Raw genomic sequence first — 14,308 nt, 5'->3', positions numbered from 1 at the left:
TCAACGGTTGAATTAAATGATCGCCGTGTGGCACTGTCAAGGGGTGACCAGCCCCAGCACCGCCGGCGCCGTCCGGCAGGGCAGCCTCCGCGAGCTCAACCTCGCGGTCGTGCTCCGCCGGATCGCCACCGCCGACCGGCCGCCCTCCCGGGCCGAGATCGCGGCCGAGACCGGCCTCACCCGGGCCACCGTCTCCGCGGTGGTCGACGACCTGATCGGCGGCCGGCTGGTGGCCGAGGCCGGCCCCGCGCCGCGTACCGGCGCCGGCCGGCCCGCCCGCGGCCTGGTGCTGGCCGGGGACGGCCCGGCCGGGCTCGGCCTGGAGGTCAACGTCGACTACCTCGCGGCCTGTGTGGTGGACCTGGCCGGCACGGTCCGGCACCACGTCGTGCGCCGCGCCGACCTGCGCCCCGTCTCCCCCGCAGACGCGCTGGCCCGGCTCGCCGCGCTCGCCGCCGACGCCCGCGCCGCGGCCGCACGGCAGGGGCTGACCCTGGCCGGCGCGGCCCTCGCCGTGCCGGGCCTGGTCGACGCCGGCGGCCTGGTCCGGCTCGCCCCCAACCTCGGCTGGCGGGACGTGGACGTGCCCGCGCTGCTCGCCGGGCACCGGCTGACCGAGCCGGTCGACGGGGTGCCACCGCTGGTGGTGGAGAACGAGGCCAACCTGGCCGCCCTCGGCGAGCTGCACGCCGGTCCGCCCGGGTCGGCGAGCTTCCTGCAGATCTCCGGCGAGATCGGGATCGGCGCCGGGATCGTCCTCGACGGACGGCTGTACCGGGGCGCGCGCGGCTGGAGCGGCGAGATCGGTCACATCCCCGTGCATCCCGAGGGACGGCCCTGCCGCTGCGGCGGCCGCGGCTGCCTGGAGCGGTACGCGGGACAGGAGGTCGTCCTGGCCGCGGCCGGACTGGCCGGCGCGGACCTGCCCGCGGACACCGCCGCGACCCGGCTGGCGGAACTCGCCGCGGCCGGCGACCCGGCCACCCGCACCGCGCTGGCGGACGCCGGGACCGCGCTCGGGGTGGCCGTCGCCGGTGTGGTGAACCTGCTGGACCTGGACACCGTGGTACTCGGCGGCGGGTACGCCCCGCTCGCCCCCTGGCTCCGGCCGCCGGTGGTCGCGGAGCTCTCCCGCCGCGTGCTCACCGCGGCCTGGTCCCCGGTGACCGTACGGCCGGCGGCCCTCGGCGCGCGGTCCGCGGCCGTCGGCGGGGCCGCGTCGGTGGTCCGCCGGATCGTGGACCGGCCGGTCGGCTGGCTGGCCCACAGCGGCTGAGACCACCGAGGGCGACCACCTGGCGCCCGCCTGACCCGGGCCGCGGGGCTCGGCGGATCAGGCCGTCCGGGCCACCGGTGGCTCACCGGCCGGGTCGCCCGCCCACTCCGCCGCCGGCTCTTCGCGGCGGGACCCCTGCGCCACCGGCCAGCCGGCCTCCGAGACCGCCGTGGGCTCCTGGCGCCGGGCGCTCTCGTCGAACTCGCGCATGCCGCGCAGCAGCGCCTCCCGCCCGTCCGGAGTCATCGCGGTGAGGACCCGGTCCAGCCGCTGCCGGCGGTCGGAGCGCAGCTCAGCGAGGAGCCGGACCGCCTCCGGGGTGAGGTGCAGGGAGATCTCCCGCCGGTCGAAGCGACCCGGCTCCCGCTCCAGCATCCCGGCCGCGACCAGCCGGTCGCAGAGCCGGCTGGCCGAGGAGAGCAGCATGTCCGTCAGCGTGGCGAGCCGGCGGAGATTGATCCCGTCGTGCTGTTCGACGACCATGACCGCACGCAACTGGGCGCTGGAGAGCCGGCTCGTGGTCCGTTCCCGGGCCGCCTCCCAGACGGCCAGCAGGGTGCCCGCCGCCTCGTCCAGGGCGGCGGCCATACTCGCATCTGGTCCGTAGGGACCGGTTTCTTCGGCCATGGTGGGCCCGAGACTACCCGCCCCACCAGGGCATCGACCTGTGCAAAGGAGCAAAGATGAGCGGACCGGAGGATCTGGCCCGCCGGACCCTGACCGAGGCTCCGGCCGACCTCCTGATCGACCGGCTGGCCGGCGAGCTCAAAGAGGCGTACCAGATCACCCGGGTGGAGCTCTACCAGGTCGACTACCGGTTGGCGGAGCTGCTGCCGCTGGCCGGCGGCGAGCCGATCGCCAGCCCGGGCCACCCGGCCTGGCGGTGCTTCGACCACCAGGAGCCGATCGTCGCCGACGGGGTCGGCTGGTTCCCGGTGGGCATGCGGGGCGAGCGACGGGGTGTGTTGCGTCTCTCCCCGGTGCCGGACGACCCGGCCGCCGTCCATGAGCTCGACGCGATCGCCACCGCGCTCGGGCACGAACTGGCCGCCGTCTCGCCCAGCACGGACATCTACCTGATCGCGCGGCGCAGCCGGCGACTCACCCTCGCCGCCGAGATGCAGTGGGAGCTGCTGCCCGGGCGCAGCCGGATCCGCCCGTCGTTCAGGCTGGCCGGGCAGCTCGAACCGGCGTACGCGGTGCGGGGTGACAGCTTCGACTGGTCCGACGACGGCCACCGGCTCCTGCTCTCGGTGATCAACGGCTCGGGCGAGGGGGTGGCCGCCGCCATGCTGACCTCGCTGGGCACCCACGCGCTGCGCAACGGCCGCCGGGCCGAGCTGGGCCTGGCCGACCAGGCCGCCCTGGCCGACCAGGCGATCTACGCCCTGCACCGGGGCGCCCAGCACCTCTCCGCACTGCTGCTCGAGCTGGACCTGGCGTCCGGACTGCTCACCGTGGTCGACGCCGGATCGCCGCGCCTGGTGCTGCTGCGCGACGGCGAGGTCAGCGAGCAGGTCCTGGAGAAGCAGTTCCCGCTGGGCATGTTCGAGGGCACGGACTACCGGGAGCAGAAGTTCCAGCTGCGCCGCGGCGACCGGCTCTTCGTGGTCAGCGACGGCGTCGTCGACGCGACCGGGCAGCAGGTCCGGTACGGCGAGACGGCGCTGGACCGCTTCCTGCGGCGTACCGGGCCGATGGAGCCGCTGGACGCGGTCCGGTCGTTGCTCGGCGACCTGCGGGCGTTCGTCGCCGGCGACCTCGTGGACGACGCCGTGGTGGTCTGCCTCGACTGGCTCGGGCCGCAGCCCTGACCGGAGCGCCGGCCCCGGCGTCGACTCGCCGGGGCCCGTGGCTCAGTACGCGCCGCGGCTGTTGACCACCGCGCCGAACGTCTTCCAGAGGATGGTCAGGTCGGCGGCGAGCGACCAGTTCTCCACGTAGTAGAGGTCGAGCCGGATGCCGTCCTCCCAGCTCAGGTCGGACCGGCCGCTGACCTGCCAGAGACCGGTCATGCCGGGCTTCACCAGCAGCCGCCGGGCCACGTCGCCGTCGTACCGGGCCACCTCGGAGGGCAGCGGCGGGCGCGGGCCGACCAGGCTCATCTGGCCGAGCAGCACGTTCACCAGCTGGGGCAGCTCGTCCAGGGACCACTTGCGCAGCAGCCGGCCGATCCGGGTGACCCGGGGGTCGTCGCGCATCTTGAACATCAGGCCGTCGGTCTCGTTGCGCGCGGCCAGCTCGGCCAGCAGGGCGTCGGCGTTCACCACCATGGTGCGGAACTTGAAGACGCCGAACTCCTCGCCGCCCTGACCGACCCGGGTCTGACGGAACAGCACCGGCCCCCGGCTGCCCAGCTTGATGGCCAGCGCGATCACCACCAGCAGCGGCAGCAGCAGGGTCAGCGCCACGAACGACAGGGACCGGTCGACCAGACCCTTGACCAGCTTGCGGGCGCCCCGGAACTCGGGGGCCTCCACGTGGATCAGCGGCAGGCCGGCAACCGGCCGGGTGTGGATGCGGGGACCGGCGACGTCGGTGAGCGCCGGGGCGACGACGAGGTCCACCCCGGTCCCCTCGAGCTGCCAGCCGAGCCGGCGCAGCCGGGTCGCGGTCAGCTCGCCGGAGGCGGTGACCGCCACGGTGTCCGCGCCGATGGCGGTGGCCGCCTCGGGGATGCCCCGGAACGAGCCGACCACCGGCACGTCGCCCAGCCGCTGCGGCACCGGGGCGAGCAGCGCGTCGGGGATGCACGCCCCGACCACGTGGTAGCCGGCGTACGGCTCCCGGCGCAGGGTGTGCACCAGCTCCAGCACGTGTGCGGTGTCGCCGACGACCAGCACCTTGCGGCTCCAGCCGGTGCCCCGGTCGCGGGCGCGGTGCAGCCGCTTGCGGGCGGCGAAGCGGGCCACCTCCAGCCCGACCGTGCCGACCGCGAAGGAGATCGCCAGGAAGCCGCGGGAGACGCCGACATCGGCGATGTAGCCGGTGATGGCGATGCCACCGGCCAGGCGCAGGCTCGCCGAGCTGACCCGCCGGTACTCGTCGGCCCCGTAGCCGAGCACCCGGTCGTCGTAGCAGCGCAGCACACGCAGTGAGATCAGCCAGGCCAGCAGCAGGCCGGGGGCGACCACGACGTACGGGATCTCCGAACCGCTGGGTTCCTCGTCGCCGAAGCGAGCGACGTATCCGACGAGGATGGCCACCGCCAGAACGGCGGTGTCCAGCACCGCCAGGAGTCGGATGTAGGCCCGCTCGTCGGCACGCGCCGCCGGCCCGGGGCGGTCGCCCCTCGGCCGCGACGGGGTCCTGGCGGGGGTCAACAGTGTCGCCGAGGTCACCGGCCCTCCCCGTTTCGCTCAGGACGGCTCCGGCCGGTCGGTCCCGATCGGGACCGGCGGCGGAGCACTCCGACATCTTGCCTGGATAACTATGGACGCCGATTGCTTCGGACGTATTGCCGTCAGTTTTCCCGGCCCGCGTGGGCCGGGAAGGGTTCCGCCGTACCGGTTCTCCCGGTACGGCGGAACCCTCTCGCTGAGTGGCGGATCAGCGGGGCGCGGGCGGGCGGGCCGCGATCGCCTGCAGGAAGATCTCACCGATCTTGGTCGGGTCCGTGGCGACGAAGGCGACGCCATCGGCCTCCTTCGCGATCGTCTCGAGCTCGGACCTGCTGACTTCGGTACCGATACCGATGATGATCACCCGCACTGGCTGCTCCGGGTCCTTGATCTTCTTCAGCTGCTGAAGCAGGTCCGCCCGGGAGATGCCGTTCTTGTCGTCGTTCTGGCCGTCAGTGAAGAGCACCACGGAGTTGACCTTGCCCGGCTCCCACTCCTTCTGGACCTCCTTGTAGGCGGCCAGCATGGTGTCGTAGAGGCCGGTGTCGCCGCTCGACGGCTTGATCCCGGCCAGCCCCCGCGCCAGGGCGCCCCGGTTGCTCGACAGTGGCTTGATCGGGACCACGGGTCGCCAGTCCTGTGAACCGACCAGCTCGGTGGAGAACGTCCACAGCCCGATCGCCCAGGAGTCGTCGAAGAGGTTCAGGCCCTGGCTGGCCGCGGCCACGGTGACCTGTTCCCGGGTGGCGCCGTTCGCGGTCGCCACCGGCTTCTTCATCGAGCCGGAGACGTCGACGACGGCCAGCATGCGGCCGGACTGGGTGGCGGCCGCCCAGGTGGTGGTGGCCTTCGCGATGGCGACCGGATCCAGGCCGGCCGCCGCGCCCTGACCGGTCGGCGCGCTGGTGGCCCCGCCGCCCGCCGGGCTCGGCGCGCCCTGCGGTGCCTTGAACCCCGCACCCCAGTTGCCGTCCGGCGAGCGCAGCGCCTGCGCGGCCAGCCGGTTGCGGAAGCCGGGGGCGGTGAGCACCTCGAAGAGCACCTTCGCGGCCGACCCCTTGGCCGGCTCGATACCCGGCAGCACCGCGAACGGGTAGTCCAGCGGCATCGGGGGCGGATCGAGGTAAAGGGCCGCGAGCTGGATCGGCGGCTTGGTCTGGTTGTACGCGATGACGTCCTCTTCGGAGAGCGCAGCGGCGCCCAGTCCGTTGGCGATCGCGGTCGGGTCGGAGGAACGCGGGAACCGCGCGAGGAGGTCCTGCCTTATCGACGACCGGTTGGTGGCCAGCGCCCGCAGCGCGCCCACCATCGCCTCCTGCGCGTCCGGCGACCCCGGGGAGCCGGTGGAGCTGGCGGCCGCGGTCAGCGAAAGCAGGCCGGAGAGGCCGGCCGCGTCCTGGGTCGGCTCCACGATGCCGGCGTGCAGCGGCGACTTGCCGGTGGTGACCTGCGCGAGCAGGTCGGTCCATTTGAACTTCTTCTCCGGCCAGCCGGCCCGGGTGGCTACCGGCTCGGGCATGGCGACCACCACGGGGCTGCGGGCGATCGAGGCGCCGTTGGCCGGGGCGAAGGCGGTGGCGCCGCCGTTCTTCAGCCGCAGCAGCCAGGTGGAGGAGTCCGGCACCCAGACGTCGGGGGTGACCGCCGTGCCGCTGGCCTGCCCGACACCCGCCAGCGTCGCGCCGTGCTTGCTCGCCACGGCGGCGGCCACGTCGACCGGCTCGGAGGAGGAGACGTTCACGCCGATGCAGGTGCCCCCCACCGCCGCCCCGTCGGCGACCCACTGGTCGGCGGCCGCCTTGACGGCGGGTTCGATCTCCGGGGCGGCCGCGACGGACAGCTGGATCCGTCCGGAGCAGGACGGCCCCGCCAGTTGCTGGTAACCGAACCAGGAACCGACGACGACGACGAGCACGGTTGCCGCAACGGCGGCACCTGCCCCACGAAGGCTTGAACGCATGCGATGGCGGCCAGACACGGTGACCATCTTGCGTATCTCGTGGGGTTACTGCCACAACCGTTCGGTTGAAAGTTACGCAGAAGAAACAGTTGATCGCAAAACCGCAACCATGAGTGAGCAGTCAGTCATCCGGTGTGGCGGAAATCCACTACGGACAGTCAGTTGAGTCGCTTCGGTGAGCGTCCGACTACGGCCGGACACAGGTCGGGCTCGCCACCGGCACCGGTTCCCCCACCGCCGTCGGCACCCCGGTGTCCGGGTCCACCCGGAAGATCCTGATCATGTCCGCCCGCTCGTCGGCCACGTAGAGGTGCTCCCCGGTCAGTGCGAAGTGCCGGGGCCACTCCCCGCCGGTGTCGACCTCGGCCACCAGCCGCGGCGACCCGTCGGCCACCGAGAAGACCGCGATCGTGCCGACCCCGCGGTTGCCGACGTAGAGGAAGCGGCCGTCCGGCCCGACGGCGACCTCGCTGGGCTGCACGTACCCGGTCCGCCCGCTGGCGTCCAGGCGCTCGCGCTGGTGCAGCGCGCCGTCGACGGTGAGGTCGTACCCGGTGACCGTCGCGGCCAGCTCGCCGACCAGCCAGCAGCGCCGTCCGTCGGGGTGCCGGGCCAGGTGCCGGGGCCCGGTCCCGGCCGGCGTACGCAGCCGCGGGGCCCGGGGCACCAGCCGGCCCGAAGCGACGTCGAGGTCGTACCGGTAGACCGAGTCGGTGCCCAGGTCGACGGCGAGCAGCGGCCCGGCGCCCGGGTCCGGCGAGACCATGTGGCAGTGCGCCTTCTCCTGCCGCTCCGGGTCCGGCCCGTGCCCCTCGTGGTGGACCAGGTCGCTGCGCTCCCCCGGCACGCCGTCGGCGTCGAGCGGGAAGACCGCCACGCTACCGCCGCCGTAGTTGGCCACGAAGAGGTGCCGCCCGCTCGGGGCGACCGCCAGGTGGCAGGGTTCGGCGCCCCCGGTCGGCTGGACCCCGAGCGGACTCAGGTCACCGTCCGGGGCGGCGCGGAACGCGCTGACCTGCCCCTCCGCCAGCTCGTTGACCGCGTACAGCACGGGCAGCGCCGGGTGCCGGACCAGGAACGACGGCGACGCGGTGACCACGGCGGTGCCCAGCGGGGTCAGCTCCCCCGACGCCGGATCGCGCCGGGCGGCGACGATCCCGGCCGCCCGGCCGCCGCTCTCCGCCGTGTAGCCACCGATGTGGACGATCGTCGCCTGCCCGGTCACCAAGCCCACCTTCCGCCGCTTCCTCCGTCGATCCAACCAGAGGCTTCCCGGGAAGCCGGCGGTTCAGCCCTGATTCCCGGGACCAAATCGGCGGCCGGGCGCGGCCCGCCGGGTCAGGCCACCGGCACCGGCTCGCCGCGCTGCCGGGCGACGTGCTCGACCAACGAGATCAGCACCAGCTTCCCGGACTGCCGGTCCCGGACGTCGCAGAGCACCAGCGGCACGTCCGGGTCGAGGTCGAGGGCGTCGCGCACCGACTCCAGGCTGAACCGGCGGGCCCCGTCGAAACAGTTCACCCCCACCACGAACGGGATACCGCGCTGCTCGAAATAGTCGATCGACGGGAAGCAGTCGGCCAGCCGACGGGTGTCCGCGAGCACCACGGCGCCGAGGGCCCCGAAGGCCAGCTCGTCCCAGAGGAACCAGAACCGGTCCTGGCCGGGGGTGCCGAAGAGGTAGACCTGCAGGTCCTCGTTGATGGTGATCCGGCCGAAGTCCATCGCCACCGTGGTGGTCGACTTCTGCTCCACACCGGAGACGTCGTCGGTGCCGATGCCGGCCCCGGTCAGGACCTCCTCGGTCTGCAGCGGCCGGACCTCGCTCAACGCGCTCACCAGCGTCGTCTTGCCGGCCCCGAAGCCACCCGCGATGAGGATCTTCAGGGCCAACGGGATCCGCTGACCGGACCCCTCCCGGTCATAGCGCACGGAGTCCATTGACCACCGCCTTGAGGATGTTGTCGTCGGGCAGGTGTGCGGCGGTCGGCGGCCGGTGCACCGCGACCAGGCCGCGGGCGAGGAGGTCGCCGAGCAGCACCCGGACCACGCCGACGGCGAGGTCCAGGTCCGCGGCGAGGTCGGCCACGGCGACCGGCCGGCGGGCCAGCTCGACGAGCCGTCGGTGCTCCGGCTGCAGCCCGGGGTGCCCGGCGGCATCGGCGGTCGGCGCGGCCAGCACGAACGCCACCAGGTCGAAGCCCTCGACCGCGGGTCGGACCCGGCCGCCGGTGAGGGTGTACGGGCGGACCACCGGACCCGCGGCGGCGTCCAGCCACTCGTGCTGCGGCCCCGGCGACTCAGCCCGCATCGGCCGCACCCAACGCCGTCCGGGGCGGGGCGGTGAGGTTCTCGCCGACCCGGATGACCAGCATCGCCATCTCGTACGCCACCAGGCCGATATCGGCGTCGGCGTCACTGACCACCGCCAGGCAGGCGCCCTGCCCGGCGGCGGTGACGAACAGGTACGCGGACTCCATCTCCACCACGGTCTGCCGCACCGCGCCGCCCGCCAGGTGCCGGGTGGCCCCCTTGGCCAGGCTGGAGAAGCCGGAGGCCAGGGCGCAGAGGTGTTCGGCGTCACTGCGGCTCAGCTCGGCCGAGGCGCCGAGCAGGAGCCCGTCCGCCGACAGCACCACCGCCTGGCGGGCGGCGGGCACCCGCCCCACCAGCTCGTCGAGCAACCAGTCGAGATCGACGTTCTGCCTCGTCGTGTGCACCACTAGGCGTCCCTCTCCGTTGCGGTAGGCGGTTCCGGAGCCGGCGTCGGCGGGGCGGCGCCGGCCGCCGGATCGGAAGCGGTGTCGGCGGTCGGCGCGGCCGGGTTCGCGGTCGCCCGCGCGCCGTCCCGGCGACCGCGGGCCGTGCCGGCCTGGAGCGCGGACATCGTCCGGCGGGCTTCCTCCGGCGGTCGGTGGGCCGGGGCGTCGGCGACCGCCGGCCGGGGACGCGCCGCCGGCCCGCGGCGACGGACCCGTCGGGGCAGGCCGTCGCCGTCCGGGGCGACCTCGACCGAGGAGCCGCGGCCGGCGATGAAGGGCACCACCGGGGTGGCCGACTCGGGCCGTTCCCGGCCGGGCCGGGTGGACCTCGGCCGGGGCAGGGAGTTCAGCCGGGTCACCTTGGCCATCCGGCGGTCGTCGCCGGTCGCCGCCGCGGCCTCCGGGCCGGCCGGTCCCACGGCCGGCTCGTCCGTGACCAGGTCGGCCGGGATGAGCACCACCGCCGTGGTGCCGGCCGGGGTGGCCGGCCGGAGCTGGACCCGTACGCCGTGCCGGGCGGCGAGCCGGCTCACCACGAAGTGGCCGAGCCGGGCGCTGTCGGCCGGGTCGAACTCCGGCGACCGGGCCAGCTTGCGGTTGACGTCCTCGAGGACCCGCGGGGACATGCCCAGTCCCCGGTCGGTGATCTCGACGGCGTACCCGTTCGGCACGACCTGCCCGGAGACGTCGACCCGAGTGCCGGGCGGGGAGAAGACGGTGGCGTTCTCGATCAGCTCGGCGAGCAGGTGGATCACGTCACCGACGGCCCGGCCCAGCACGCCGGCCGGCTGCACCACACCGACGTCCACCCGGTCGTACGACTCGACCTCGGAGATCGCGCCGCGGATCACGTCGACCGCGGCGACCGGGTTGCGCCAACCCCGGCCGGGCGCCGCGCCGGCGAGGATGACCAGGTCCTCGGCGTGCCGCCGGAGCCGGGCGGCGAGGTGGTCGACCTGGAAGAGGCCGGCCAGCTCGTCCGGGTCCTCGGTGCGCCGCTCCAGCCGGTCCAGCAGCGCCAGCTGCCGGTGCACCAGCCCCTGGCTGCGGCGGGCGAGGTTGAGGAAGACCTCGTTGAGGCCCCGGCGCAGGGTGACCTCGTCGACCGCGGCCTGGACGGCGGTCCGGCGCACCTCGTTGAAGGCGTGCCCCACCTGGCCGATCTCGTCGCCGCCGTGGTCCAGCTCGGGCGCCTCCCGGGCGACGTCGACCTCCTCGCCGCGGCGCAGCCGGGCGACCACGTCGGGCAGCCGGTGCTCGGCCATCTCCAGGGCGGCGGTACGGACGCCGGTCAGCCGGCCGGCCAGCGACCGGCCGACGCGGAGCGCGACCAGCACGCAGACCACGACGGCGAGCAGACCGAGCACCCCGGCGGCGGCCAGCCGGACCAGGATGCCGATCGCCATCGGCACCGAGCGTTCGGCCAGCTTGTCGGCCCCGCTCAGCTCGAACGCGCGCAGGCCCTGCTGCACCGCGGCCTGGCTGGACTCCCAGCTGCGGACGTCGAGCCGGGGCGGCAGGCCGTCGGCGCGGATCAGCGCGTCCTGCAGGGCGCTCAGCCGGACGAAGGCCTCTCCCTCGGTCAGCCGCCGGTACGCGGTCCGTTCCGGCGCGGGCAGGTCGGCCACTGCGGCCTCGGCCAGGAACCGCTGGTTGTCGATGGTCCGGACGAGCTGGTCGTGCTCGCCCTCGGCGAACCGGCCGGCGGTCAGCGCGCCGGCCAGCAGCGCGTCGCCCTGGCCGAGCAGTTCCCGGGAGCGGCCGAGCGCGGTGAGCGCCAGCGCCTGCCGGTTGAGCTCGGTGTCCGGCAGCATGGCCATGGCGGAGAACGCCTGGAAGGCCGAGGAGATCATCCCGCTGTAGAGGCCGACCGCGCCGGACCGGTCCACCTTCCGGCCGTCGATGAAGCCCCGGCCGGCGGGCAGCGCGTCCAGCGCGGCGACCAGTTGGTCGAGCCGGGTGTCGAGCAGGTCGTCGGCGGCGTCGCGCAGGTCGTCCCCGGCCACCCGGCGGCGCAGCTCGGCGACGGCCCGGTCGGTGCGCAGCCGCTGCTCGGCCAGGGCGGGCAGCGTGGTGTCGCCGGCGAGTTGGACCACCGAGAGCCGGCGTTCCCGTTGCAGCTCGGCGACGACGGCCTCGCCGGGGCGGCCGAGGTCGTAGAGGAGGGTGCGGGCGGCGAGCAGGTCGAGGGCGGGGCCGAAGGTCAGCGTGGTGGCGAAGATCCAGAGCGCCAGCAGCGCGGTCACCGGGCCGATGACCAGCGCGGTCAACTTGGCGCGGATCGGCCAGTCGCGGGTGTTCAATCAGACCTCGCCCGGAAGGTGTCGCAGGGGTCGCGCCGGCGCCGGCCGGGCGTGCCACCCGGCGACGGCGCCGGGCCCCGGCTCGGGCACCTTCGGCAGGATACGTAATCCCCGGCGGATGCACTACCGGCCGTCTCGCCGATCACTACTGTCCGGGATGCTCCGCTGTGGACACCGTTCGCAGGCGAGCGCCCCGCCGGACGGACCGGCGGGGCGCTCGTGGCCGGCGTGGGGGTCAGGCGTTGACCGAGATGCCGAGGCCGTCGGCGACCCGGCGGCCGTACGCCCCCCGGTAGGAGTCGTCGGCCTCCCGCAGGCCCGCCACTGAGGACGGCTCAAAGTTGATGTGCGGGCCGCCGCCCCGATTGTCCACGTGGTACGACATCTGGCCACCGTCCTGGTTGGTGCTGACCTGGACGTCCTCCTGCGGCGCGTTGATCGGCAGCTGGAGGTGGTTCGGGCCGACCCGGTAGCGCTGGGTGTCCGAGTAGGAGAACGTCGGGCCGACCAGCATCTTGTCGTCGGAGAGGTCCAGCCCGTCCACCAGCACGCCGGCGCCGAAGGCGATCTGCTCGTTCTCGTTCTGGAAGTTGGTGACGTTGCGGTTGAGCGTCATCACGCCGACCGGGCGCAGCGGGAAGACGTCCTCCGGCCAGGTCTTGGTGTCGTCCAGCGGGTCGAAGTCCAGCTCCGGGGATGCGCTCGCGGTCGAAGTGGCTGATCTTCTCCAGGAAGTGGTAGTTCTCCAGCGTCGCCGGGCCGCGTGAGCCGACCGTCCGCTGCTGCTGGTTGTTGTGGACCGGGTGGCCCTGACGGGTGGTGAGGATCGGCTTCCCGGCCTGGTCGCTCATCGCTCTCCTCCTGATCGGCCGCCCGGCTCGAACCGGGCGGGGCCGCCGGCCGGGGCGATCCGGCGCAGCAGTCGGCGTCACGCGCAGCCTGGTCGCACGGAGGCGTTCGGCGTCGGACTCGACCGGCATCACCCCACCCAAGGGCGTTTTCCGGAATGAGTCAAGTTTGTGGGACGGGTGGTCGGTGGGCCTCGCCATGCCCGGCGAGGGCCCGGGCGGGCGATCGGCCAGGAAAGTCCCCCGGATCGGGATTGGCGATCAGTGGGCGGAGGGAATACCAGCGGGCGAAGGAGGAGCCATGTCGCCCACGCAGGTAGTCGTCACAGTCATCGTCGTGTTGGTGCTCGCGGCGCTGGCCGCGGTCGCCGTGCTGGCGGCCCGCCGCCGCTCGCTCCGGCAGCGCTTCGGCCCCGAGTACGACCGGGTGGTCGCCGAGCGGGACAGCCGCAGCGCGGCCGAGCGGGAGCTGCGGGACCGGGAGCGCCGGCACGCCGAACTCGAACTCACCCCGCTGGAGCCCGAGTCCCGGGCCCGGTACGCGGCCGCCTGGGAGGAGCTCCAGGTCCGCTTCGTCGATTCCCCGGCCGAGACCGTGGGCGACGCCGACGAGCTGGTCAGCCGGCTGATCGCCGAGCGTGGGTACCCCACCGGGGACTTCTCCGACCAGATCGCCCATCTCTCCGTCGAGCACGCCCGCACCCTGACCCACTACCGGGACGCCCACGAGATCCGGCTGCGCACCGAGCGCGGCGAGACCAGCACCGAGGAGCTCCGCCAGGCGGTCGTGCACTACCGGGCCCTCTTCGCCGATCTGCTCGGCGAGGACCCGGTCGGGCACCAGCCGCCGGCGCAGCGCCGCCCCGACCACCCGCACGACGCCACGAGCCGCTGAGGAGGCTGCCGCGATGCGCCAGGAAGAGCAGCAGGTCACGAACGACCACCCCGAGGCCGTACGATCCGCGCCGGTCGCGGTGCCGCCGCCAGGCGATGACGCCCCGCACGGCGACCGGCCCGACCGGGCAGGGCGGGCCGACGTACCCGAGGACGCGCTGGACGACCGGGGCACCTTCGACGACCCGGCCGTGGCCGGCGCCCGGGACCCGGACGGCGAGGCGGCCGACACCGACCGGGCCGGCCGACCCGAGTTCCACGAGCCGGCGCCGCTGCCCACCGCCTTCGGGGCGACCACCGTCAGTGACGCGGTGGCCGCCTCGGCGATGGCCAGCGGCCGGCCGGAGGACGAACGGGACCCGCGCGGCGAGGACACCGCCCGGCCGGGCGACGGCGCCCCGGGGCGGACCGACGCGTTCGACGACGAGCGGGCCGACCCGACGGCCGGCGACCGGCTGCACGACCCAGACCGGTGGGCGGCCGCACATCCGAGCGACCGGGACGACGCGGTGGCCGCCGGCGCGGCGGGCTACGGCCGCGCCGAGCCGACGATGGTCGACCCGGACAGCGGCACCGCGGCGGCCGGCGCCGCCGCCGGGGCGGGCCTCGCCGGGGCGGCCCGGCCGGCCCCGGGCGCCGTGCCGGCGGACGCCGCCACGCTCTTCGAACCGGAGACCGCCGAGGGCTTCCGGACCCGCTGGCGGGACGTCCAGCTCCGCTTCGTGGACGACCCGCGGGCCGCGGTCGGCGAGGCGCAGTCGCTGGTCGAGGAGGCCATCGAGGCCCTCTCCGCCGCGCTGCAAGCGCAAAAGACCAAGCTGGGCGGCTGGCAGGACGCCGGCTCGGCCGACACCGAGCAGCTCCGCATCGCCGTCCGCGGCTACCGGGACTTCCTCGACCGCGTCCTCGGCCGCTGAGCGGCAC

General features: G+C 74.5%; 12 protein-coding genes and 2 pseudogenes. 4 read left to right on the top strand and 10 right to left on the bottom strand.

What is annotated here, in order from left to right:
- Positions 1 to 16: 16 nt before the first annotated feature.
- Positions 17 to 1,276, top strand: coding sequence for an ROK family transcriptional regulator (locus DKT69_RS35970; protein ID WP_109805815.1), 1,260 nt, complete (start codon positions 17 to 19; stop codon positions 1,274 to 1,276).
- Positions 1,277 to 1,333: 57 nt separating this feature from the next.
- On the opposite strand, the gene DKT69_RS35965 is transcribed toward DKT69_RS35970, so the two are convergent.
- A complete protein-coding gene (locus DKT69_RS35965; RefSeq protein WP_109805814.1) occupies positions 1,334 to 1,864 on the bottom strand; it encodes a MarR family winged helix-turn-helix transcriptional regulator in 531 nt (176 codons plus the stop codon).
- A gap of 95 nt (positions 1,865 to 1,959) precedes the next feature.
- On the opposite strand from DKT69_RS35965, the gene DKT69_RS35960 reads away from it, so the two are divergent.
- Positions 1,960 to 3,090, top strand: a complete 1,131-nt coding sequence (locus DKT69_RS35960; protein WP_109805813.1) for a PP2C family protein-serine/threonine phosphatase — start codon at positions 1,960 to 1,962, stop codon at positions 3,088 to 3,090.
- A gap of 42 nt (positions 3,091 to 3,132) precedes the next feature.
- Here DKT69_RS35960 and DKT69_RS35955 read toward each other — a convergent pair whose 3' ends face one another.
- The 9 genes and pseudogenes from DKT69_RS35955 to DKT69_RS41305 all read right to left on the bottom strand — a co-directional run.
- The gene (locus tag DKT69_RS35955) at positions 3,133 to 4,617 is read right to left on the bottom strand and encodes a sugar transferase (RefSeq protein WP_109805812.1); all 1,485 of its coding nucleotides are present in this window, start codon (positions 4,615 to 4,617) and stop codon (positions 3,133 to 3,135) included.
- Positions 4,618 to 4,825: 208 nt separating this feature from the next.
- The gene (locus DKT69_RS35950) at positions 4,826 to 6,577 is read right to left on the bottom strand and encodes a VWA domain-containing protein (RefSeq protein WP_109805811.1); all 1,752 of its coding nucleotides are present in this window, start codon (positions 6,575 to 6,577) and stop codon (positions 4,826 to 4,828) included.
- Between the two features lie 187 nt (positions 6,578 to 6,764).
- Complete coding sequence (locus tag DKT69_RS35945) at positions 6,765 to 7,802, bottom strand: lactonase family protein (protein ID WP_201750033.1); 1,038 nt, start codon at positions 7,800 to 7,802, stop codon at positions 6,765 to 6,767.
- A 113-nt stretch (positions 7,803 to 7,915) separates the two neighbouring features.
- Complete coding sequence (locus DKT69_RS35940; protein ID WP_109805809.1) at positions 7,916 to 8,518, bottom strand: GTP-binding protein; 603 nt, start codon at positions 8,516 to 8,518, stop codon at positions 7,916 to 7,918.
- Positions 8,499 to 8,888: a DUF742 domain-containing protein gene (locus tag DKT69_RS35935; RefSeq protein WP_109805829.1), complete on the bottom strand. Its 390-nt coding sequence runs from the start codon at positions 8,886 to 8,888 to the stop codon at positions 8,499 to 8,501. Before DKT69_RS35935 ends, DKT69_RS35940 begins: the two co-directional genes overlap by 20 nt.
- Positions 8,878 to 9,300 carry a roadblock/LC7 domain-containing protein gene (locus tag DKT69_RS35930; RefSeq protein WP_109805808.1) on the bottom strand — a complete coding sequence of 141 codons (423 nt, stop codon included), beginning with the start codon at positions 9,298 to 9,300 and terminating at the stop codon, positions 8,878 to 8,880. The genes DKT69_RS35935 and DKT69_RS35930 overlap by 11 nt, the downstream gene beginning before the upstream one ends.
- A complete protein-coding gene (locus DKT69_RS35925) occupies positions 9,300 to 11,642 on the bottom strand; it encodes a sensor histidine kinase (RefSeq protein ID WP_109805807.1) in 2,343 nt (780 codons plus the stop codon). The genes DKT69_RS35930 and DKT69_RS35925 overlap by 1 nt, the downstream gene beginning before the upstream one ends.
- Positions 11,643 to 11,877: 235 nt before the next feature.
- Positions 11,878 to 12,336: pseudogene (locus DKT69_RS35920) on the bottom strand (catalase); the annotation flags it as partial.
- A gap of 24 nt (positions 12,337 to 12,360) precedes the next feature.
- Positions 12,361 to 12,493, bottom strand: a pseudogene (locus DKT69_RS41305) (hypothetical protein); the annotation flags it as partial.
- Positions 12,494 to 12,791: 298 nt separating this feature from the next.
- Between DKT69_RS41305 and DKT69_RS35915 the strand changes: the two are divergent.
- Entirely contained in the window at positions 12,792 to 13,385 is a 594-nt protein-coding gene (locus DKT69_RS35915) for a hypothetical protein (RefSeq protein WP_109805806.1), read from the top strand.
- Positions 13,386 to 13,398: 13 nt separating this feature from the next.
- Positions 13,399 to 14,301, top strand: a complete 903-nt coding sequence (locus tag DKT69_RS35910) for a hypothetical protein (RefSeq protein WP_109805805.1) — start codon at positions 13,399 to 13,401, stop codon at positions 14,299 to 14,301.
- Positions 14,302 to 14,308 lie beyond the last annotated feature (7 nt).

Origin of the sequence: Micromonospora sicca, assembly GCF_003172935.1 — a bacterium.
Lineage (GTDB): Bacteria > Actinomycetota > Actinomycetes > Mycobacteriales > Micromonosporaceae > Micromonospora > Micromonospora sicca.
Note: the sequence above shows the minus strand (reverse complement) of the source record. Positions and strands in the feature narration are given on the sequence as shown.

Bases quoted from the DNA above. Each gene is read 5' to 3' on its own strand.
- DKT69_RS35970 (WP_109805815.1), top strand. From the start codon at position 17: ATGATCGCCGTGTGGCACTGTCAAGGGGTGACCAGCCCCAGCACCGCC.
- DKT69_RS35910 (WP_109805805.1), top strand. From the start codon at position 13,399: ATGCGCCAGGAAGAGCAGCAGGTCACGAACGACCACCCCGAGGCCGTA.
- DKT69_RS35915 (WP_109805806.1), top strand. From the start codon at position 12,792: ATGTCGCCCACGCAGGTAGTCGTCACAGTCATCGTCGTGTTGGTGCTC.
- DKT69_RS35940 (WP_109805809.1), bottom strand. From the start codon at position 8,518: ATGGACTCCGTGCGCTATGACCGGGAGGGGTCCGGTCAGCGGATCCCG.
- DKT69_RS35950 (WP_109805811.1), bottom strand. From the start codon at position 6,577: ATGCGTTCAAGCCTTCGTGGGGCAGGTGCCGCCGTTGCGGCAACCGTG.
- DKT69_RS35960 (WP_109805813.1), top strand. From the start codon at position 1,960: ATGAGCGGACCGGAGGATCTGGCCCGCCGGACCCTGACCGAGGCTCCG.
- DKT69_RS35935 (WP_109805829.1), bottom strand. From the start codon at position 8,888: ATGCGGGCTGAGTCGCCGGGGCCGCAGCACGAGTGGCTGGACGCCGCC.
- DKT69_RS35965 (WP_109805814.1), bottom strand. From the start codon at position 1,864: ATGGCCGCCGCCCTGGACGAGGCGGCGGGCACCCTGCTGGCCGTCTGG.